13 protein-coding genes are annotated in these 20,471 nt (G+C 73.3%); 6 read left to right on the top strand and 7 right to left on the bottom strand.

Annotated elements, in window-relative coordinates:
- The 6 genes from J7W19_RS27525 (at position 1) to J7W19_RS27500 (ending at position 10,550) form a co-directional block, all read left to right on the top strand.
- Positions 1 to 735, top strand: a complete 735-nt coding sequence (locus J7W19_RS27525) for a phenylalanine 4-monooxygenase (RefSeq protein ID WP_004941277.1) — start codon at positions 1 to 3, stop codon at positions 733 to 735.
- Entirely contained in the window at positions 732 to 2,366 is a 1,635-nt protein-coding gene (locus J7W19_RS27520) for an MBL fold metallo-hydrolase (RefSeq protein WP_004941280.1), read from the top strand. The genes J7W19_RS27525 and J7W19_RS27520 overlap by 4 nt, the downstream gene beginning before the upstream one ends.
- Positions 2,351 to 6,301 (top strand): non-ribosomal peptide synthetase, encoded by a 3,951-nt coding sequence (locus tag J7W19_RS27515; protein WP_004941283.1) that lies wholly within the window; start codon positions 2,351 to 2,353, stop codon positions 6,299 to 6,301. The genes J7W19_RS27520 and J7W19_RS27515 overlap by 16 nt, the downstream gene beginning before the upstream one ends.
- Positions 6,282 to 8,063 carry an NAD(P)/FAD-dependent oxidoreductase gene (locus J7W19_RS27510; protein WP_004941286.1) on the top strand — a complete coding sequence of 594 codons (1,782 nt, stop codon included), beginning with the start codon at positions 6,282 to 6,284 and terminating at the stop codon, positions 8,061 to 8,063. The genes J7W19_RS27515 and J7W19_RS27510 overlap by 20 nt, the downstream gene beginning before the upstream one ends.
- A gap of 70 nt (positions 8,064 to 8,133) precedes the next feature.
- Positions 8,134 to 9,288: a pyridoxal phosphate-dependent aminotransferase gene (locus J7W19_RS27505; protein WP_004941288.1), complete on the top strand. Its 1,155-nt coding sequence runs from the start codon at positions 8,134 to 8,136 to the stop codon at positions 9,286 to 9,288.
- Positions 9,288 to 10,550: an MFS transporter gene (locus J7W19_RS27500; protein ID WP_004941290.1), complete on the top strand. Its 1,263-nt coding sequence runs from the start codon at positions 9,288 to 9,290 to the stop codon at positions 10,548 to 10,550. The genes J7W19_RS27505 and J7W19_RS27500 overlap by 1 nt, the downstream gene beginning before the upstream one ends.
- Before the next feature lie 31 nt (positions 10,551 to 10,581).
- Here the strand turns inward: J7W19_RS27500 and J7W19_RS27495 are convergent, their stop codons facing one another.
- The 7 genes from J7W19_RS27495 to J7W19_RS27465 all read right to left on the bottom strand — a co-directional run bounded on the left by J7W19_RS27495 (position 10,582) and on the right by J7W19_RS27465 (position 20,470).
- On the bottom strand, positions 10,582 to 11,424 hold the full coding sequence (locus J7W19_RS27495; protein WP_004941294.1) for an AfsR/SARP family transcriptional regulator: 843 nt from the start codon (positions 11,422 to 11,424) through the stop codon (positions 10,582 to 10,584).
- Between the two features lie 721 nt (positions 11,425 to 12,145).
- Positions 12,146 to 13,657: a peptide MFS transporter gene (locus J7W19_RS27490; RefSeq protein ID WP_040888550.1), complete on the bottom strand. Its 1,512-nt coding sequence runs from the start codon at positions 13,655 to 13,657 to the stop codon at positions 12,146 to 12,148.
- A 761-nt stretch (positions 13,658 to 14,418) separates the two neighbouring features.
- The gene (locus J7W19_RS27485; RefSeq protein WP_004941298.1) at positions 14,419 to 15,522 is read right to left on the bottom strand and encodes a methyltransferase; all 1,104 of its coding nucleotides are present in this window, start codon (positions 15,520 to 15,522) and stop codon (positions 14,419 to 14,421) included.
- A 41-nt stretch (positions 15,523 to 15,563) separates the two neighbouring features.
- The gene (locus J7W19_RS27480; RefSeq protein ID WP_004941300.1) at positions 15,564 to 17,186 is read right to left on the bottom strand and encodes a serine hydrolase domain-containing protein; all 1,623 of its coding nucleotides are present in this window, start codon (positions 17,184 to 17,186) and stop codon (positions 15,564 to 15,566) included.
- Complete coding sequence (locus J7W19_RS27475) at positions 17,183 to 18,043, bottom strand: class I SAM-dependent methyltransferase (RefSeq protein ID WP_004941303.1); 861 nt, start codon at positions 18,041 to 18,043, stop codon at positions 17,183 to 17,185. Before J7W19_RS27475 ends, J7W19_RS27480 begins: the two co-directional genes overlap by 4 nt.
- Complete coding sequence (locus J7W19_RS27470; protein WP_004941305.1) at positions 18,040 to 19,152, bottom strand: Gfo/Idh/MocA family protein; 1,113 nt, start codon at positions 19,150 to 19,152, stop codon at positions 18,040 to 18,042. The genes J7W19_RS27475 and J7W19_RS27470 overlap by 4 nt, the downstream gene beginning before the upstream one ends.
- 10 nt (positions 19,153 to 19,162) lie before the next feature.
- On the bottom strand, positions 19,163 to 20,470 hold the full coding sequence (locus J7W19_RS27465; RefSeq protein WP_004941308.1) for a B12-binding domain-containing radical SAM protein: 1,308 nt from the start codon (positions 20,468 to 20,470) through the stop codon (positions 19,163 to 19,165).
- Between the last annotated feature and the right edge of the window lies 1 nt (position 20,471).

Here is a 20,471-nt window from a genome sequence, read left to right as displayed (position 1 = left end):
GTGGACACTCACGGAGTACCGCCGGTTCAGGAACCCTATGGGCCGGTCGACCAGGAGGTATGGCGACACCTCTACCGCCAGCAGGCGGAGCTGGTGCCGGCGGCGGCGCCGCCCCTGTACCTGGAGGGGCTCGCCCTGCTCGGCCTCCCGACCGACCACGTGCCCGATCTCGGGCAGGTGAACGAGCGTCTGAGCGCGGTCAGCGGCTGGACCTGCGTGGCCGTGGACGGCCTGGTGAAGGGCCCCGAGTTCTTCGACATGCTCCTGCACCGGCGGTTTCCCGTCACCAGCCGGATGCGCGCGCCCGAGGAGCTGCGCTTCGCCCGGCTGCCCGACCTGTTCCACGACCTGTTCGGCCACGGCCCCTACCTGGCCCACGCGCGCACGGCCGACCTGTATCAGGAGTTCGGCCGGATCGGGGTCCGGTGCGCCGGGCGCCCCGAGGACTTCGCGCTGCTGCAGGGCATCCTGTGGAGCACGCTGGAGACCGGTCTGATCCGGATGCCCGGCGGCCTCCGGGCGCTGGGGGGTGCCATCCTCTCCTCGGCCGACGAGATCCGGCAGTGCCTCGACCCGGCCTGCCCGGTCGAGCCCTTCGACCCGGAGGTGGTGCGGTTCGCGACGTACGACATCCTCCGGCTCCAGAGCCGGTACTTCGCGGTGGAGGACCTGGAGGAGATCGAGTCGGCGCTGGCGGACCTGGACGCCCTGGTCACCGACGGAGGCCGGTCGTGACGGCGCCGGGGACCACCGCCCGGTACTTCCTGCGCGGCGACGTCGAGGCCGAGCCGCTGGTCGACCGCTGGTACGCGTGGGTGCACCTCGTCGCGCCGGCGACCGCCGCCTTCGTCGTCGTCGAACGGCACCTGCGGATGATGGAGTCCTACGTCCGCTCCCCGGCGATGCACGCCGCCGCGGCGGCCAACCCGGCGACGCGCTCCGGCCCGTTCCTCGACCTCGGCGGCGCCCGGGTCGCCGAGGTCCGGGCGCTGCTGGAGGCGACGCGCGCCCGGGCGCGGCACCGGCGGGAGTTCGTGGCGGCGTTCGCCGAGCTGGACGAGCTCCTGGAGGGCATGACGGGAGCCGCGCTGGAACCGCTGTACCCCTCCGTCCCGGCCGCGTTGCGCGGCCTGGTGGAGCTGGAGTACGACCGCCACCACCGGGCGCGGTGCCGCCTGTACGAACGGCTGCTCTACACCGGCGCGTTGGCGGACCCCTCGGAGCAGTGCCTGCGCCTGGTGCGCTCGGACCGGGACGGGGACCGCCCCTTCGCGTTCTCCACCCCGCGCCTGCCCGTCGCCGACGGGGGCGGGGAAGGCGCCGTGGAACTCGCCGTGCCCTTCGCCGCGCCGGAGCTCGACGCGCTGTTCCGGGCCCGCACCGCACCCGCCGACCCGGACGCGCTCGCCGACGCGCTGAACCTGGACGCCGGGTCCCGCCCGGGGTTCCGGGCGCTGTTCACCACCGAGCCCCCGCGGGCGTGGCAGGGCGGCGAGGGCACGCCGGCCGGGAGCGGGCGGGTCCGGGTGAGCTACTTCGGGCACGCCTGCGTGCTGTTCGAGGACGGGGACGTCAGCATCCTCGTCGATCCCGTCATCGCCTACGACCACGCCTCCGACGTACCGCGCCTCTCTTTCGCCGACCTGCCCGACCGCATCGACTACGTCCTGATCACCCACGCCCATCACGACCACGTCCTGCCCGAGGCGCTGCTGCAGATCCGGCACAAGGTGGGCACGGTCGTGGTGCCGGGCAGCGACGGCGGCGGACTCATGGACCCCTCGCTGCGCCTCGTGGTCGAGCACCTGGGCTTCCCCGACGTCCGGGAGGTGCGGGAGCTCGACGTCGTGCGCCTGCCGAACGGGGCGATCACCGCCGTCCCGTTCGTCGGCGAGCACCACGACCTCGCGATCCGTTCCAAGACCACGTACCACCTGCGCCTCGGCGGCCGGACGGTGCTGGTCGGGGCCGACACCGCCAACGTCAACCCGGCGGTGTACGAGCGGGTGCACGACCTGGTCGGCGACATCGACCTGCTGTTCCTGGGCATGGAGTGCGAGGGCGCGCCGGCGAGCTGGGTCTACGGCCCGTACTTCGCCCGGCCGCTCGACCGGGACCACGACCAGGGCCGGCGGGGGCGGGCGTCCACCTCCCAGGAGGCCCTCGGCGTCGTCGAGCGGTTCGACGGCGCGGAGGTCTACGTGTACGCGATGGGCGAGGAGCCGTGGCTCTACCCCCTGCTGGGCATCCCCTACACCACCGAGTCTTTCCCCCTCCAGGAAGCCGAACGCCTGGTCAAGTCCTGCCAGGCGCAGGGCCGCCACGCCGAGCGGCTCTACGGTGCGAAGCGTTGGAGCTGGTCGTGACCGTCTCGCGCGCCGAGGCCCTGCGGGGCCCTGCCCACCACCGGCAGCGTGCCGACTGGCTGGCGGCCATGCCGTCCGCCGAGGACGCCCTGCGCTGGGCCGAGTCCTTCGTCACCACCGCGACGGCCGCCCCGGGGACGCGGCGCCGCGCCGCCATCGGTCCGGAGGCCCGCCGCCGGGTCGCCGCCGTGAGCGGCGGGCAGGCCCTCGGGGGCTTCGTCGTGCTCCTCGCCGCCCTCGTGGTGGTCGTCCAGCGCACGTCGGCGCACGACGTGGTCTGGCTGACCACTCCCCGGCTCCGCGGGGTGAACAGCCCCTACGCACACGACGACCGGGTGCCGCTGGTCTTCCGCCCGGAGCGGCGGGGCAGCCTCCGGTCGCTGCTGGAGCACGTGCGCGACCGGGTCGCCGCCTCCTACGCGACGCAGGGCTTCCCCGTGCGCGACCTGTGGGCCCGGGCGGGCGGGCCGCAGGACACCGGTGTGCTCGTCACCGCGGCCGGCCTGCACCTGCCCGTGCCGGCCGACGACGCCGCCGACCTGGTGATCACGATCGACCCGGTCGAGGGCGGCTTCGAAGTGGAGGACCGGCACGGCCTCTACCCCGTGTGGTTCGCCGACCACGTCGTCGGACTGGTCGAACGGGTGCTGGAGCACCTCGCCGACACCGGTACCGCGGTGGCCCGCCTGGACCTGCTCGACGACGACGAGATCCTCCACCAGCTCGACACCCTCAACGCCACCGACGTCCCCGCCCACACCCCGGACGACTCCCTGGCCGCCCGGTTCCGGGCGGTGGCCGCCGCGGCTCCCGGTGCCCCCGCCGTGCTGGCGGGCGGCAGGACGGTGAGCTACGGCGAACTGCACGACCGTGCCGCGCGGTTCGCCCACCACCTGCGGGACGACCTCGGCCTCGCGGCCGGGGAGGCGGTGGCCGTCCTCGCCGCGCGCACCGCGGACACCCTCGTGGCGCTGTGGGGGTGCCTGGCCGCCGGGGCGGCGTACGTCCCGATCGACCCGCGCACCCCGGCCGACCGCGTCGCCCGGATCGTCGGGACCACGAAGGCCAAGGCCCTCGCGCTGCACTCCGGCCTGCTCGACCGCGTCGCCGAACTGCCCGCGCTCGCCGTGTGCTGCGTGGACCTCCAGTTCCCCGCGGGCACGGCGGCGGGGCCGCCGTCCGCCCCGGCCTGGCCGGACTCCCGGGGCGGCGACGCCGCCGCGGTGATCACGACCTCGGGCTCGGGCGGGGCCCCGCGCACGGTCGTCCTCGACCACGCCGGGCTGGTGAACGTCGGCCTCGACCACGTGACGGAGCTCGGCCTCGGCCCGGGCGACCGCTACCTCCAGTTCATGGCGCTCTCGTTCGACGGCGCCCTGCTCGACGTCGTCATGACCCACCTCGCCGGGGCGGCGCTGGTCCTCCCCGACGAGCGGACCCTCGCCGATCCGCGCCGTCTGGAAGACCTGATGGCGGAGCACGCGGTGACGGCGACCACCATCACCCCCTCGTACCTCACCCACCTCGACCCGGCACGGCCGGCGGACCTCCGGGTGCTCATCTCGGCGGCGGAACCGGCCAACGCCGCGGATCTGACGGCGTACGCGGCCCGCGGCGTCGCGGTGTACAACGGGTACGGCCCGACCGAGGCGTGCGTGAACACGACGCTGCACCGGGTGGACCCACGGCGCGCCTACCGCGCCGTGCCGATCGGCCGGCCACGCGCGAACAAGCAGGTGTACGTCCTGGACCGGGACCGCAACCTGCTGCCCCGCCATGTCATCGGCGAGATCGCGATCTCCGGGCGCGGCGTGGCGTCCGGATACGTCGGGGACCGGGAGGAGAGTGCCCGCCGGTTCGTCCCGCACCCCTTCCGCCCGGACCAGGGCCCGCTGCACCTCACCGGGGACCTCGGCGCCTGGGACGAGCACGGGGAGCTGGTCTTCGCCGGGCGCCGGGACGAGCAGGTGAAGATCCGCGGGTTCCGGGTGGAGCCCGCCGAGGTCGCGAACGCGCTGCGCGCCCACGAGCGGGTCGAGGACGCCGTCGTGGTCGCGGACGCCGCCCGCGGGGTCCTCGTGGCCTTCGTCCGCGGGCCGGGCGCCCACGGCCCGAAGAACGACGAGGTCCTGGCGCGCGAGCTCGGCGATCACCTCGCCCGGACGCTTCCCCCGCACCTGGTCCCCGCCGCCGTGCACGGCGTCGACGCCTTCCCCACCACAGAGCACGGCAAGGTGGACCGCCGCGCCCTCATGGAGGTGCACGCGCGGCGGATGGCCGAACGTTCGGTGGGCGAACCCGCGAACCCGCTCGAGTCGCGCCTGGCCGAGGTGTGGGCGGAGGTCCTGGGCCTGTCCGTGGTCGGCGTCGAGGAGGACTTCTTCCGGCTCGGCGGCGACTCGATCCGCCTGATCCAGGCCGTGCACGCCGCGCAGCGCGCGGGGATCGGCCTGCGCACCAGCGACGTCATCCGGCACCGGACCGTGCGGGCGCTGGCGCGCGGGGTGGCCCGGTACACCGACGGCGCCGGATCCGCCGCACCGGCCGTGGAACCGGTGGTGGCCCTGACCGAGGAGGAGGCCCGGCACCTGCCGGAGCGGTGCGAGGACGCCTACCCGCTGACGCACCTCCAGGAGCGCATGGTCGCATGGTCCGCCGAGCCGGCCCAGCGGGCCCTGCACGCCTACCACTGCGTCGCGGGGTGGCGGCTGCGCGACGACGACCTGGACGTCGAGGTGCTGCAGCACGCCGTGCGCGGCCTGGTCGAGCGGCACCGGTCACTGCGCACCACCGTGATCCGGGCGGCCGGTTCGGGGCGCCTGCTGCAATGCGTGCTGCCGCCGGAGGCCACGCCCGTCGAGACCGTTGGCACCCGCCCCGGGGACGACGCCGACGGGGTGCTGAACGCCGTGGTCGAGGCCGACCTCGCCGACCCGTTCGTCCTCGACGGCCCGGCGCCGTGGACCCGCTTCCGCGTCGTCACGCGCTCCGCGACCGAGGCGGACGTCGTGATGTCCGCGCACCACGCGATGACGGACGGGTGGAGCGGGGTCCAGCTGCGCAACGAGCTGCTGGAGGACTACGAAGCGCTCCGCGCGGGCCGCCTCCCGGACACCGCGGCGCCACCGGTGGACTCGTACCGGGAATTCGTCGCCCTGGAACGGGCGTTCGCCGGCGACCCGCGGGCACGCGGCTTCTGGGCCGAGGCCCTCGCCGCGCTCCCCGACGACACGTCGGCCCCACGGCACCGGGAGACGCGGCGGGTGGGTGACACGGAGGTCGTGGTGCCGCCGGAGCGGGTCGCGGCGGTACTGGCGAGTGCCCGGGCGGAGGGCGTCTCCCCCAAGGCCCGCTGCCTCGCCGCTTTCCTGGACGCCCTCCACCGTCACGGCGGCGCGCCGTCCGTGACGGTCGGCGTCGTCGCCAACGGCAGGTCCGAGCGGCTCACCGACCCGCTGCGCACCACCGGCCTGTTCTGGAACATCCTGCCCTTCACCGCCCGTTGGGACGGCGGCGCGCCGCCCCCCACGGCGGCCGCGGTCCAGGCCGGGCTCGAGGCGATGGAGCCCTGGGCGGGATTCCCGCTGGCCGGCCGCGTCGCGGACGACCGGGCGGTCGCGGGGTGGTTCAACTTCGTGCACTTCCACCACGCCCGCGAGGGCGCCGGGCGGCTGACCGTGGTCGAGGAGTGCGTCGCCCTCGGCCGGCTCCACCATCCTCTCGTCCTCGGGGTGTCGCTCGAACCGGTGGCTCCCGGTGGGGCCCAGCGCCTCGTCGCCACCCTGGAGCACGACACGGACCGGCTCGACGCGACCGCCGCCGCACGGCTGATGGCCACCTGGTCCGAGGTACTGACCCGGCCGACGACCGACATCCGGGGCGGCGGTGCCGCCCCCGGCGATCCGGAGGACTCCCGTGACCCTGTTCGCTCCTGAGCCCTCCGCGGCCCACGAAGGCGTTCCCTGGTACGACGTGGTCGTGTGCGGCGGCGGGCTCGCGGGTGCCACGTTCTCGCGGCACCTGCGCCGCGAGCGGCCCGACGCCTCGGTCCTGGTGATCGACGGGCAGACCTACCCGGTGCCGCCGGCGGCCCACAAGGTCGGCGAGTCGACGGTGGACATCGCCGGGTTCTACTTCGCGTCGGTCCTCGGGCTCGCCGAGTACATGACGGAGAAGCACCTCCCCAAACTGGGCCTGCGCTACTTCTTCGGGCGGGCCGGCGAGCCGTTCGCCGACGCCCCGGAGATCGGGTTGTCGGCCTTCTGCGGGCGGCCCACCTACCAGATCGACCGCGGGGTCCTGGAGAACGACCTCTACACGATGAACCGCCGGGCCGGCGTCGAGATCGCCACCGGCGCCAAGGTCCTCGACATCGACCTGGCCCCCGGCCGGGACCCGCACCTGGTGCGCTACACCGACGGGGACGGGGTGGCCCGGACAGCGCGCTGCCGGTGGGTGGTCGACGCCATGGGACGGGCCCGGTTCCTCCAGCGCAAACTGGGGCTGGGGCGGCCCACGGAGGGGGAGTTCAACGCCGCGTGGTTCCGCGTCACGGGCCGGCTCGACGTCGAGGACTTCGTCCCCGACGACCAGGTCGACTGGCACAAACGGGTGCCGGGCCGCCGGCGCCGGCTCTCCACCGTCCATCTCATGGGCCCGGGGTACTGGGTCTGGCTCATTCCGCTCGGTTCCGGCAACACGAGCGTCGGCATCGTGTCGTCCGGCGAGTTCCACGACATCGACGGCATGAGCACCCTCCCCGATGCCGTCGCCTGGCTGGAGCGGCACGAGCCGGCGGTCGCCTCCGCGCTGGTCCGCCACGAGGTGCTCGACTTCCTGGCGGTCCGCGACTACAGCTACACCACCAGCCGGGTGTTCTCGGCCGACCGCTGGGGCTGCGTGGGCGAGGCGGCGGCCTTCTCCGACCCGTTCTACTCCCCGGGCTCCAACATGATCGCCTTCGAGAACTCGGCGCTGATCAAGCTGATCGGCGACGATGCCCGGCAGGCCCTGCGCCCGGAGCGGGTCGAGGAACTGAACCGCTTCGTGCTCGGCCAGAACGACTGGGTCGAGTACAACATCCACAGCTCGTACTCGTACTTCGGCGAGCCCCTGATCATGGCCCTGTCCTTCATCTGGGACACGCTGGTCGGCTGGACCACGGCGACCCCGCAGATGTTCAACGGCATCTTCCTCGACGAGGAGAAGGCCGCCGCGGTCCGCGCCGCGACCCCGGGCCTGTACGCCCTCACCCTCCAGGTCAAACGGCTGTTCAAACAGTGGGAGCGCAAGGACGGACGGCAAGGCCGGAACTTCCGCTTCATCGACTACTACACGGTCCCGTTCCTGCGTGAGGCATATGAACGCAACCTCGTGGAGGGCAAGTCGGCGGACGAGCTCGCGGCCGACCACCGCCATTCGATGGCCGTGCTGGAGGAGGTGGCCCTGGCCGTCTTCCTCATCGCCGTGGAGGACACGATGCCCGAGCGACGGGCGCGGCTGCACGGGCATTCCTGGCTCAACGCCTGGGCGATCGGCTTGGATCCCGAACGATGGGAGGCGGACGGGCTGTTCGAGCCCACGACGCCGCCGCGGTCGTTCGACCGGGCGTACGCGGACCTCACGGAGCTGTTCGACGCCGCTCCGCCGGAAACCGGCGCGACGCCGGTCACCCTGCCGATACAGCTGCGGCTGTGAGACGGCGTCCGGAAGCGGAGGCGTTCCCGTCCGGCCCTCCCGGGCCGCCTGACAACTCACGGAGGTGCCCATGATCACGCCGTGCCGTCGCTGGCATGAGCTGTCCCTGATCGAACGACAGGCCCGTGCGGCGCAGGGCAGCGGAGATCCCACGTGGGATCTCGCGGAAGCCCTGCTGCACGGTCTGCCGACATCGGCCGGCCGGGTCGGATTCCGTGCCGGGAACTATCCCGACCCGCGGGGAGAACCGGAACTCCGCCGCCGGATCGCGGCCCGGGAGAACGCGAAGTACGGTCTGTCCGTGGACGAGGACCACATCGTCGTGACGCACGGGGCGACCGAGGCGCTGTTCCTGCTCGCGCACACCTTCCTGGACCCCGGCGACCGGGTGGCCGTCCAGGCGCCGAGCGTCCTCTTCTACCGGGACATCCTCGAGAACCTCGGCGCCGTCGTCGTCCCGCTGGACGCGGAGCCCGACGGCGCCGCCCCGGCGCGCATGCGGTGGGTGCACAGTCCGTCGAACCCCGACGGCCTCGTCCTGGCCGACGGTGCCATGGCCGGGCACGCGGAGGCGGCGGGCGCCGACGACGCGCTGCTCCTCGTGGACCAGGTCTACGACGAATTGATCGTCGGTGGCGAACGCCCCCGTGAGAACCAGGCCCTCCTCGACGCCGGCCATGTGGCGAAGGTGAACTCGGTGTCGAAGTCCTTCGGCTGCCCCGGGATCCGCGTCGGGTGGATCACCACGGCGCCGGCGGTCGCCCGGATGCTCACCGGTGTGGCCGAGCGGCTGCGCATGGGCCCGTCGCTGGTGGCCCAGCGAGCGGCGGCGGCCCTGCTGGAACAGCCGCTGGACGGGAACCTGCCGATGCTGGCCGAACGCCGGGCCGTCGCCGTACGGGCCCTCTCCCTCCTCGACGTCTTCGAGCCGGCCGCGCCTCCGGCGGGCGGCCTGTGCTTCTGGTTGAAGCTGACCGACCCGACCGCCGGGGCCCGGCGGTTCTGCGACCGGACGCTGGCGGAGACCGGCGTGCGGCTGATGCCCGGACCGGGTTTCTGGCGGGGAACGGATGACCGTGTGCGCCTGGCGTTCGGCGCGGCTCCCGAGTACCTCGACGCGGCGTTCGGCCGTCTCCACCGGTTGGCGGATTCCGGTGCGACAGGAGCGGGGGGACGCGGTATCCGGTCGCGTCCGGACCGGTCGCTCCGGCAGGTGTCGCGCTGATGCCCCCGGAGGCACGGCCCTCACCCCGGAGAGGGCTGCGACGCAATCGCGATTTCCACGTCTTCTGGGCCGGCGAGACGGTCTCGCTGTTCGGCGCCGAGGTCAGCCTGCTGGCCCTGCCGATAACCGCCCTTGTCGTCCTGGGCGCCGACGCCGCCGATCTGGGGCTGCTGCGGTTCGCCGAATACCTGCCCTTCCTCGTCCTGGCGCTCCCGCTCGGAGTCCTCGTCGACCGGAGCAGACGCCGCCCTCTGCTGATCACCGCCAACGCCGCCCGCGCCCTCCTCATCGGGGCCGTTCCGGTGCTCGCGGCGTTCGGGTGCCTGACCCTGTCCCGGCTGGCCATCCTCGCCACGGGCATCGGGACGTTCACCGTGCTGTTCGACCTGTGCCTCGTGGCCTACCTGCCGAGGTTCGTGGCTCCGGAAGATCTGCTGTCGGCCAACGGCAGGGTGTCCGTGAGCCAGGCGGCGGCGGAGATCGCGGGGCCGGGCCTGTTCGGACTGCTCGTCCAGCGGCTCTCCGCACCACTCTGCCTGGCGCTCAACGCCGGCTCCTACCTGGTGTCGGTCCTCTCCCTCCTGCTCATCAAACGGCCGGAGCCCGGCCCGGTCCCCGGTGCCGGCACTCCCTGGCGTGATTTCCGCGACGGGCTGCGTTTCCTGGTGCGTTCGCCCCCGCTGCGGGCCGTGACCATGGCCGGGGCGCTCTGCAACCTGGCGTACACCGTCTTCCAGACGGCGTTCCTGGTGTACGTCAACCGTGTTCTCGGGTTCGGCGCCGGCGCGATCGGCATGGTCCTCGCGACGGGCGCGGCCGGCGGCTTGGCCGGGGCCGCGGGCGCGGCCTGGCTCGCCCGGCGCCTCCCGGTCGGCGTCATGTACCTCGCGGCGATGGTGGCCGGCGGCGTCCCCGCCCTGCTCATCCCCGCCGTATCGGGGCGGCAGGTGTCCCTCCTCCTCATCTCCGTTCTCCTGGTCGTCATAAACGGCGGCTTGGCGGTCTGCAACGTCCTCACCGCCACGCTGCGGCAGACCGTCACCCCGAACGGGCTTCTGGGCCGGGTCGTGGCGGGGTACCGGGCCCTGGTGTTCGGGGGCATCGCCCTCGGGGGCCTGGTCACCTCCTGGCTCGGCGGCCTCGCCGACGCGCGGGCGCTCCTCTGGGTGGCCGGCCTGCTCTTCGTCTCCGCCGTGGCGCCGATCATGTTCTCCCCGGTGCCGCGGATCCGCCGTTTCGCGCAGGAGGGAGCCTCCCTCTGACGTCGCCCGCTGTGGCCGGCCGATCAACGGACTAGTCAACGGAATCAGGCTGGCACCAGAGCTCTCCCGACGGCCGCAAGCTGCTGACGGACGACGCCACGGCACTCGCGAGGACGCGCTCGGCGCGGCCGACGTCGTCGGTGAGGACGATGTCCCGTACCACCTGGAGGTCCCGGCTGGGACCGACACCGAGTTCGTCGGCAAGGACCCGGCAGGCCCTTTGGAACACTCCGAGGGACTGAGCGCGGTGACGTGACAGGAAAAACGCGAGCATAAGCTGCTGGTGCAGGATTTCGTTCAACGGGTACTGCGCCAGATGGAGCGTGAGGAAACTGATCGCCGAGTGACACAGGCCGCCGCGGAGTTGGGACCAAGCGGCCAGTTCGACGCATTCGGCCCGCGACTGCTGCAGCCACGAGTCGAAACTCCCCAGGATGGGTCCGGTTCCGCAGTGCGCCCCGCCGAGCGGAGTGCCCCGGCAGAGGGAGAGCCCGGCTTTCCAGGCGTGTACCGCCGCCAGGTAGTCGCCGTTCGCCATGTACCGGTGGCCCTCGACCCGGTGGCGGTGGAAGACCTGGAGGTCCAGCTGACCGTCGTGAGGACGCATCACATAGCCGGGGTACCGGCTCCTCAACACGCCGTCCTGGGACATGTCGCCGAGTGTCCGGCGCAATTTGGAGATGTTGACGTAAATGGCGTCGCGTGCCCGTTGCGGCGGCTGGGTCCATACCTCGCGGATGAGGTCGTCGACGGTGACGACGCTCCCCGCCCGCACGAGCAGCGTGGTCAGAATGATCGACAGATTACGGGATCGCATCGACAGCGGCTCGCCGTCGACGACCAGGCGAAGCGGTCCGAGAACTGCGTAATACACAGGGCCGATCCCTTCGGAGAGCAAACGGCTTTCAGGGAACGCCGCGGCGCCTTCGACGGAGACGTCGACTCGCCTCGGTGGGCCTTCGGGACGAGCGGGCGGGGCGGAGGCGCGCGGCGGCCACCCCGCCCCCGCCCACCAGGGGGACCAGGGCTGTCACGCCCGAGGGGCGAGTCGCGCGGCCTCTCCTCACCGCAGTCGCGAACGCGGGCGGCGGCCCCGGGGCGGCCGTCGCCCGGGAGCGCCGGCGCGCCCCCGGCGGCCCGCCCATGGCCGCCGTGCTCTGGCGGCGTTCGGTCCACCCCGCGGCGGTGACGGCGCCGGTGAAGGCGGCGCCATGACGGTCGGCCGCTCGTTCGACCGCGGAGTCCGGGTCCCCGCAGCGGCCCATGCCGCCATGTGCCGTGCTCGCCTCGTCGTCAGGCACGAGTCCCCCGGAAAAATCCTGATCAGCCCATGCATCCCGTGACAATCTGCCCCGTTCCTACGGAAACAGTCCTGGATACTGACTCTCCCCATGATACGGGCCCAATGGGGCGGCCCACGCAGGAGTGGACCGCTTCGCGCCATGCGGAACAGGCGGTCGGATGACGCCACTTCGCACCGCGCGGTCGCGGCCTCCTCGGGCCCGCGGCCACGAGACCGGCCCGGCGTCTCCCGACGGATCCGGGAGGTCTCGCGACGTCGCACACGAGTGACGCGCCGGGCTCCGCCCGGGCGGCTACCGCACCCTCCCACGTCCCGCGAACAGCGCGAGCCCGACAGCGGTGGCCAGTGCCGCCTCGGCGACGACGCCCCCTGTGCCGTCCAGGCCGATTCCGGCGATGCCGAGCAGCGACGTGCAGCAGTTGCCCGCCGTCACGGCCAGGAACCACACTCCCAGCATCTGGCTGCCGTACCGGGCGGGCGCCAGCTTGGTGGTGACGGACAGGCCCACAGGAGACAAGCACAACTCACCGACCGCCTGTACCAGGTAGATCGACACCAGCCACATCGGGCTCACCCGGGCGCCGCCCGCGGCCAGCGCCATGGACACGGTGAGGACGGCGAAGGACCCGCCGATCAGCAGCAGTGCCACCGCGAACTTCGTCATCGGGCCGGGTTCCCTGTCGCGGCGTGCCAGCCACGGCCACAGCCAGGAGAAGAGCGGCGCGAGCGCCATGACGAACAGGGGGTTCAGCGACTGGAACCAAGCGGCCGGGAAGTCGACGCCGAACGACTCGCCCGTGGTCGAGCCTTTCCCGAACACCGCCAGCGTGGAACCGCCCTGGTCGTAGATCATCCAGAAGACGGCCGCGGCGACGAAGAACCAGATGTAACGGGTCATCCTGGCCTGCTCGGCGGGAGTGAGGTCCTTGTTCCGCCTGACGCGGACGAGCACCACGGTGGGGGCGATCAGCCCGAGTATCGTGATCGGGACGAGCAGCCAGTTGAGCGAGAAGATTCCGGTGGCGACGACCACACCGTAGAAGACGGCGGCGACGGGCAGCCAGGCGAGGCCCACCAAGAGGCAGCGTGCGCGCTCCTGTCGGGGCACCGGGCTCGGCACCACGTCGCTCGCGGGGGCCAAGTGCTTGGTACCGGCCAGGAACTGTGCCGCTCCCAGGGCCATTCCCACACCGGCGAGCGCGAACCCCGCGTGCCAGCTGACGGTCTCGCCGACCGTGCCGATGACGAACGGCGCACCGAAGGCACCGAGGTTGATGCCGACGTAGAAGAGCGTGAACCCGCCGTCCCGGCGCGGATCCCGCGGACCGGTGTAGAGGTAGCCGACCATCGTGGAGATGTTGGCCTTGAGCAGGCCCGAGCCGAGTGCCACCAGCGTGAGCCCGGTGAAGAACGCCGGAGCGCCGGGCAGGGCGAGGGTGAGGTGACCGGCCGTGATGACGCAGCTCCCGATGAGGACCGCCTTGCGCGGTCCCCAGACCCGGTCGCCGAACCAGCCGCCGGGCAAGGCGAGAAGGTAGACCATCGCCAGGTAGACGGCGTAGAGGGACGAGGCCGCGGCCGTGCTCATCGCCAGTCCGCCGGCGCGCAGGCCCGCCTCGTCGCCGTCGGGGCCACCCGATATGAGGTAGTACACGAGCAGGGCCCGCATGCCGTAGTAGCTGAAGCGCTCCCACAACTCGGTCATGAAGAGGGTGGCCAGGCCGCGGGGGTGGCCGAAGAAGGTCTTGCCGTCGCCGGCAGGGCCTCCCTGTCCCGGCGCATCCCCCATCACTGTGGATGCCATGGAAGTTCCTTCGAGGCGCGGACGCGGACAGTGGGAGCCGGGCAACCTCAGGAAGAGGCGCCGTCGCAGCAGCACTGTCTGCCGCACGTACGAGGAATGGTGATCGGCTCGACGTCACAGGAGGAAGCGGACACCGCACGGCGGCTCCACGCTGCCGGTTGCTCGGAGCGGGCCCCGTCGAGCGGCCGGTCGGTCGCGATCGTCACCCACCCCCGAGTCCTCAAGAACGAGCTGTCCACAGTGGTGAGTCGGGCCGTGCCCACGCGGCGGGGCAGAGGTGGCCCATCCGGTCCGGAAGGAAGGGGGAAAGCAACGGAGTCGCGGTTCACGGCCGGCTCGATGCGGCGCGATGCTCGTGTCGTCACCTGCGGATGGGCGTCTGCGGGCCCGCGCTTCGGCATCCGGCGCGCGAGCTTCGCTCGTATTACCGTAGCCCACGGCTTGACGATGCGCGACGGCGCGATTCAGCCAAGTGACCCCGCAAGAAGCCTCGTTCGCGAACGGTCCCTGAGCCCGCGCCCGCGCCGCACCCGCGGACCATCCGCCGAACGGCCGGGCCGCCCGTACGGTCTGGAGAGCGCCACGGCGTGCGGGTCCCGGTGGTGGGCCACGGCGCGGCCGACCCGTCAGGCGTTTCCGGGAGGCCGCGCCGCGGAGGGCACGCACGTCCGTGGCGGGACCGGGGGACGGGAGACGGCGTGGCGCCGCGTCATGGTCGTCCGGCACCTCGATGCCGTCACGGCGCAGGGCGGGCCCGCCGGCTACTTGACCCCGGCCACCAGGTATTCCGGGCCGTCCAGGTGGCTCACAGCGATGTCCCGGAAGCCTGCCGCGCGCATCCAGTCGCCGCACTCCGCGCCGGTGTAGCCCAGGCCGCCGGCCGAGACGGTGGAGACATTGAGGCTGATGAGCAGGCCGGTGGTGCGCTCGCGCCGGTCGTCGTCGATCAGCGACTCGTAGATCAGCAGCCGGCCGCCCCGCGGCAGTGCGTCGTACGCCTTGCCGATGAGCATCTTCTTGGTGTCCAGGTCCCAGTCGTGCAGGACGTGGCCCATCACGATGGCGTCGGCGACCGGCAGCGGGCCGGTGAGGAAGTCTCCCCCGGCGAAGCGCGCCCGGTCGGCGAGGCCGACCCGCTTCAGGTGGGCGTCGAAACCGGTGCCGACCACCGGGAGGTCGAAGCCGATGCCCTGGAGGTGCGGGTGCCGGGACAGCACCTGTGCGAGCAGCGAGCCCTCGGCGCAGCCCACGTCGGCCACGGTGCGCACCCCCGACCAGTCGTAGCGCTCGGCGAGGGCCTGGTTGGCGCCCATGCTGTAGCCGGTCATCGCGCGCAGGAACCCGGTCACCTGGTCGGGGGCGGCGTACGCCTCCCCGAAGGTGTCGTCGGCGGCTCCGGTGTCCACCAGCTTCGGGTCGCCGGCGCCGCCCTGGTCCGCGGCCTGCGAAGCCGCCAGGGCCGCGGAGAAGTCCAGGCGGCCGCCGCTGCGCAGCGCGGCGGTCAGGCCCGTCCAACAGCCGAAGCCCGCGTTGAGGAACGAGAGGTAGCCCGAGATGTCGGTGGCCGGCTTGCGGGGGTCCAGGTAGCGGTCCGCGAGCGGGGAGTTGCGGTAGACGCCGGTGTCGTCACGTTCCAGCAGCCCCATGGACACCAGGGCGTCGAGGAAGTCGGCGGCGCCGCGGCCGGCGATGCCCAGCTTCCGGGTGAGGTCGGGGCGGGTGGCGGGGCCTGCGGCGAGCTCCTCGAAGACGCCCAGTTCGACGGCGCTCAGCAGCGCCTTGGACTTCCAGAAGGCGACCGCGACGTCGATGATGGCGTGCGGTGAGCCGGCCGGGAGTGCGGCCCCGGGCTGCGGGGTGGTCATGCTCGTTCTCCGTTTCCGTGGTGCGGGTCGAGGACCCGGGGTCAGGTCAGGCGGAGGTCCTGGTAGACGGCGTCACCGATGGTGATCATCCGCCGCTGGTGTTCCTCCTGCCAGGTCTTGCCGTTGAGGTGCAGGGCCACGACCAGGCCGGCGTCCGGGTCGGCGAAGACCGCCGACGTCCACAGCCCGTAGTGGCCGAAGGTGCGCAGGGAGGCATGGCGGCTGAAGGCCGTGCACGCGTCCCCGAGATGGCGGGACTCGACGCGGAAGCCGAGCCCCCAGTCGGCGTTGCCGAACGCGTCCACCAGGCCGACCCGGTGGCGGGTGGTGAGCGCGGTGACGGTCTGCGGCAGCAGGATGCGCCCGTGGCGCCCGCGGCCGCCGTCGGCGAGCGCGGTGAAGAACAGCGCCAGGTCGGACATGGGCCCGCGGACGTTGAGCCCGGGGATGGGCCGGGTGCAGGCGGCCTCGGTCGCGTACCAGTGGGTGGGCTGGGACGGGAGGCCGCCGCCGGTGATGTGGATGAGGGGCAGCCGGTCCGCCTCGGCGCGGTACTCCCGCGGGGTGAGGACCACGCGGGTGGCGTCCATGCCGCAGGGTGCCAGGATCTCCTCGGTGAGGTAGCGCTCGTAGTCGCGGCCGTCGAGGGCGCGGACGACCTCGGCGATCAGGAACCACGCCCACCACGGCCCGTACGTGATGCGGGTGCCGGGAGGCGTGCCGGTGGGGACCGTCATCCGCCGCAGCAGTTCGCGGCGGAGGGCGACCGGGGCGGCCATGGCCCCGTGCAGCGGGTCCAGGCCCATGGGGACGGACGAGGTGTGGGTGAGCAGTTGGTGAAGGGTGACGCGTTCGCGGCCGTCGCCGTCGTACCAGGGCAGGTAGCGGCTGACCGGCGCCATCGGGTCGAGCAGGCCGCGTTCCCACAGCCGGCCGACGGCCACCGCGCCCAGCGTCTTGGCGCAGCAGTACCAGATGGGCCGGGAGGCGCGGGTGAAGGGCACGCCCGGGCGGCAGCTGCCCAGGGCGGCGGAGACCTCGGTGCCGCTGGGGGCGTGGCCGACGTGGAGCTGGGCGCCGGGGGTGGTGCGGCCGAGTTCGGCACGCAGGGCGTCCATCGTGCGGGGCAGGATCTCGGCGGCGGCGCGGGCCGCGGCGGCCTCGTCCTCCGGGATGGCGAGGGGTCCGGCGTCGGGCCAAGGGCGGGCCTCCGGCGGTGCACCGGCGGTGCACCGCCGGAGCCGGGCCAGCACCCCGGCGGGGTCCTGCTGCAGCAGCCGGTCCAGGAAGAAGAGGAAGAGGAACACGCCTTCCAGGACGAGCCCGCCGTGCTCGAACAGCCGCACCCGCTGCTCGGCGTCCCCGAACAGCAGGAGGCGGGCATCGTCATGGGTGAGGGTCAGGGTGAGGGTGGGGCGCTCGTCCCACTCCCCCGCCCGGAACGCGAGGGCGCCGGTGGTCTGGTCCACGAGGACGAGGAGCCGTCCGGCCACCCCGGGGGGCGGATCGGTGAGGCACAGGCCGAGCCGGAGGGCCGTGTCGTCGTGCGGGGACTGTCCGGCCGCGGCGTCGGCCGCGGCGCGCAGCCACTCCGGGGAGAACAGGGGGTGGGCGGTGGGCACGGTGGGGAGGGAGTGGTGCGGCAGCGTACGGGTGTCGTTCACCGTACGACCCGGGCGACGGTGAAGCGGACGATGTTCCGGCTGGTCAGGCTGCCGTCGGGGGCGCGCAGCCGGGACAGTTCCGCTTCGACGGCGGCGATGGCCTCGTGCATCCTCTCCTGGGGCACGCTCTCCCAGAACTGCCGGCCCGCGGTGGACCACACCCACTGCCACCACTGGCGGACGCCGCGGAAGCGGGTGACGCAGGGCCGTTCCACGGTGTCGACGGAGCCGAAGCCCTCCTCGGACAGCATGGTGTGCAGGTCCTCGACGGAGCGGAACGGGCTGTCCGGCGGGAGCCGGTGGGAGGAGGCGCCCCCGTACGGCGCACTGGCGGCGAAGACCGGCGCCCACCGCGCGTCCTGCTCCCCCCACCAGGAGAGGGCCAGCCGGCCGTCCGGGCCGAGCAGGCGGCGGTACCGGGCGGCGGCGGCCCGGGGGTGGGGGAAGAAGAACATCGAGATGCCGGCGAGTACGGCGTCGAGGCTGCCGTCGACGGGTCCGTCGGGCTGCCAGTGCGCGGTCTCGGCGTCGGCGACGAGCGCGCGGGCGTTGTCCAGTCCTTCCTCCGCGATGGCCGCCCGGGCCCGTTCCACCATGCCCGGGGAGAGGTCGACGCCGGTCACGGATCCGCGCGGTCCGACGGCCCGGGCCGCCGGGACGAGCACGGCGCCGGTGCCGCACCCCACGTCGAGGACCCGCTCGCCCTCCCGGAGACCGGCGTGCTCCACCAGCCGTCGGCCGAGGTCGGCGAAGTGGGAGACTCCGGTCCGCTCGTAGGTCGGGGCGCTGCGGTCGAAGAGCCGGGCCAGCGCCTCCTTGTGCTCGTCCGGCGCCGGCTGCCGAAGGGTCGCGCTCATGGGTTCCTCTCCGTGTCCTGTACGGGGTTGCCGCTGTCGTCGAGACGCACCGTGCGCCCGGTGCGGGCGGAGGTGTACACGGCGTGCACCGCGGCGACCGCCCGCCGTCCCGCGGCGCCGTCGACGAGGGGCGGCCGGCCGGTGCGCACCGCGTCGCAGAAGTCGGCGAGCTGGTCGCGGTGGGGCTGGTGGAGCAGGCCGACGCGGTCGCGCACCGGGGGCTCCGGTGGCGGGGTGCGGTGTTCGGCGGCCTGGTTGCCGTCTCCGTAGGCGCCGTAGGCACCGGTCGGTTCGCCGTCGCGGGCGGCGTGGAAATAGGCCAGTTCGTCGTCGTCGATGACGACCGACCCCCGCTCGCCGTTGACCGCGACGCGGGTGGTGCGCCCCGGGTAGGCGGCGGTGGTGGCCAGCAGGGCGCCGAGCGCGCCGCCGGCGAACCGCAGGCTGGCGGTGGCCACGTCCTCGACCTCCAGGCCGTCGTGGGCGAGCAGGCCGGTGTGGGCCGCGGCCTCCACCACGGGGCCGGCCAGCCACTGGGCGAGGTCGACGGCGTGCACGGCCTGGTTCATCAGGGCGCCCCCGCCGTCCAGGGCGCGGGTGCCGCGCCACCGGCCCGACGCGTAGTAGGACGGCGCCCGCCACAGGGGCACCTCGATGAGGACGGAGGTGATCCGCCCCAGTGCGCCGTCCTCGATCGCGGTCTTCGCCACCCGGGTCGCCGGGTCGAAGCGGTGCTGGGACACGACACCGAGGGTGCGGCCGCTGTGCCGGGCGGCGGCGATCAGCCGGTCGGCGGCCTCGGGAGTGACGTCGAGGGGTTTCTCGACCAGGACGTGCTTGCCCGCGAGCAGGGCCGCGGCGCCCAGGTCGGCATGGGTGCCGGAGGGGGTGCACACGGCGACGGCGTCGATGTCCGGGCGGGCCAGCAGCTCGTCGACGGGGAGGGCCGCGCAGCCCAGTTCGGCGGCCAGCTTCCCGGCCCGTACCGGGTCCCGTCCGGCGACCGCGGCCAGCCGGGCCCGTCCGCGCAGCGGGCCGTCGGGCCGGGCCAGCAGCCGGCCGAGGAAGCCGCCGATGGAGCCGCAGCCGAGGATGCCGAAACGCAGCACGACGGCCTCCTCAGCCCGCCACCGGGGCGATGGCGTTGCCCAGGTAGTTGGGCAGCTGTTCGAGTTGCCGCTGCTGGTGGTCGAGGTCGGTGGGGTAGGAGGCGCGGTAGCGGCGGGTGACCTCCTGCACCTCGCGCCAGGTGGCCGGGCGCGTCCCTCCGTTGTACCGGGGGGCGAGCCGGTCGTAGAGGGTGGTGCCGGGGCGCAGGTAGAGCTGGTTGATGCCGAACCAGGCGGGCAGTCCGGCGGCCCAGTCGACGAGGCGGCCGGACGTGCACGCCTCGTCCTGCGGGAGGCCCAGCAGGACGAAGGCGAAGGGGGTGATGCCCGCGTCCTTCAGCTTGTGGACGGCTTCCGCGATCTGTGCCTCGCTGACCCGCTTGTGGACGCCGGTCTGGGCGATGGCGGGGGATTCGGCGCCCAGCCACATGCCCTGGCAGCCGGCCCGTGCCCAGGCGGTGACGTCGTTCTTGAGGACGACCTCGGCGCGGGTCTGGCCGACCCAGCCCAGTCCGCGGCCCTCCAGCCGGGCGCACAGGTCGCCGTAGAAGGCGCGGTTGATGCCGAAGACGTAGTCGAGGAAGAACACGAAGTCCAGGCCAGCGCTCTGCTGGGCGTCGATCTCGCGCTCGACCCGGTCCAGTGGCTGGTTGCGCATCCTGGTGCCGAACGGCAGGTGGCAGAAGGTGCAGCCGTAGGTGCAGCCGCGGGCGGCCAGCACCATGCCGCAGGGGCCGGGCAGCGGCAGCCCGCCGGAGATGACCTCGGCGGTGTAGTCCGCGACGGGCACCAGGTCGTAGGCGGGGAAGGCGAATTCCTCCAGGGGGATGTTGGGGAAGGGCCGGGGGCGGGGCTCCGGGGAGTCCAACAGGTTGTGCGGGGTGGTGGTGGCCGGCAGCACCGGTGCGTCGGCGCCGCCGAGCAGGCTGTGGACGGCGCCGACGGTGGCCGAGTCGGTCTCGCCGCAGGCGATGTGGTCCACGCCCAGTTCGGCGCGGGTGGCGGCGGGCAGGTGGGTGCCGTGCGGGCCGACCGCGACGGTACGGGCCGCCGGGTAGCGGGCGGCGGCGCGTTCGACGGCGGCCCGTACCGGTTCCAGTTCCAGGGGGTAGCACTGGGCGCGGTCGGCGATCGCGGAGAAGACCACCAGCAGGTCGAAGTCCTGGCCGTCGGGGGCCTCTTGGAGGCGTTGGTCCCACACGGCGACGGTGTGTCCCTGCGCCCGCAGCTGGCCGGCGGCGGTGACGGCGTCGAGAGGGAGCTGGATGAAGTACTGGTCGAACCTGTTGCTGGGGATGACGAGGCAGATCCGGCTCATG

Origin of the sequence: Streptomyces mobaraensis NBRC 13819 = DSM 40847 (genome assembly GCF_017916255.1) — a bacterium.
Lineage (GTDB): Bacteria > Actinomycetota > Actinomycetes > Streptomycetales > Streptomycetaceae > Streptomyces > Streptomyces mobaraensis.
The sequence above is the reverse complement of the archived record's forward strand: the minus strand, read 5'-3'. Positions and strand labels throughout refer to the sequence as shown.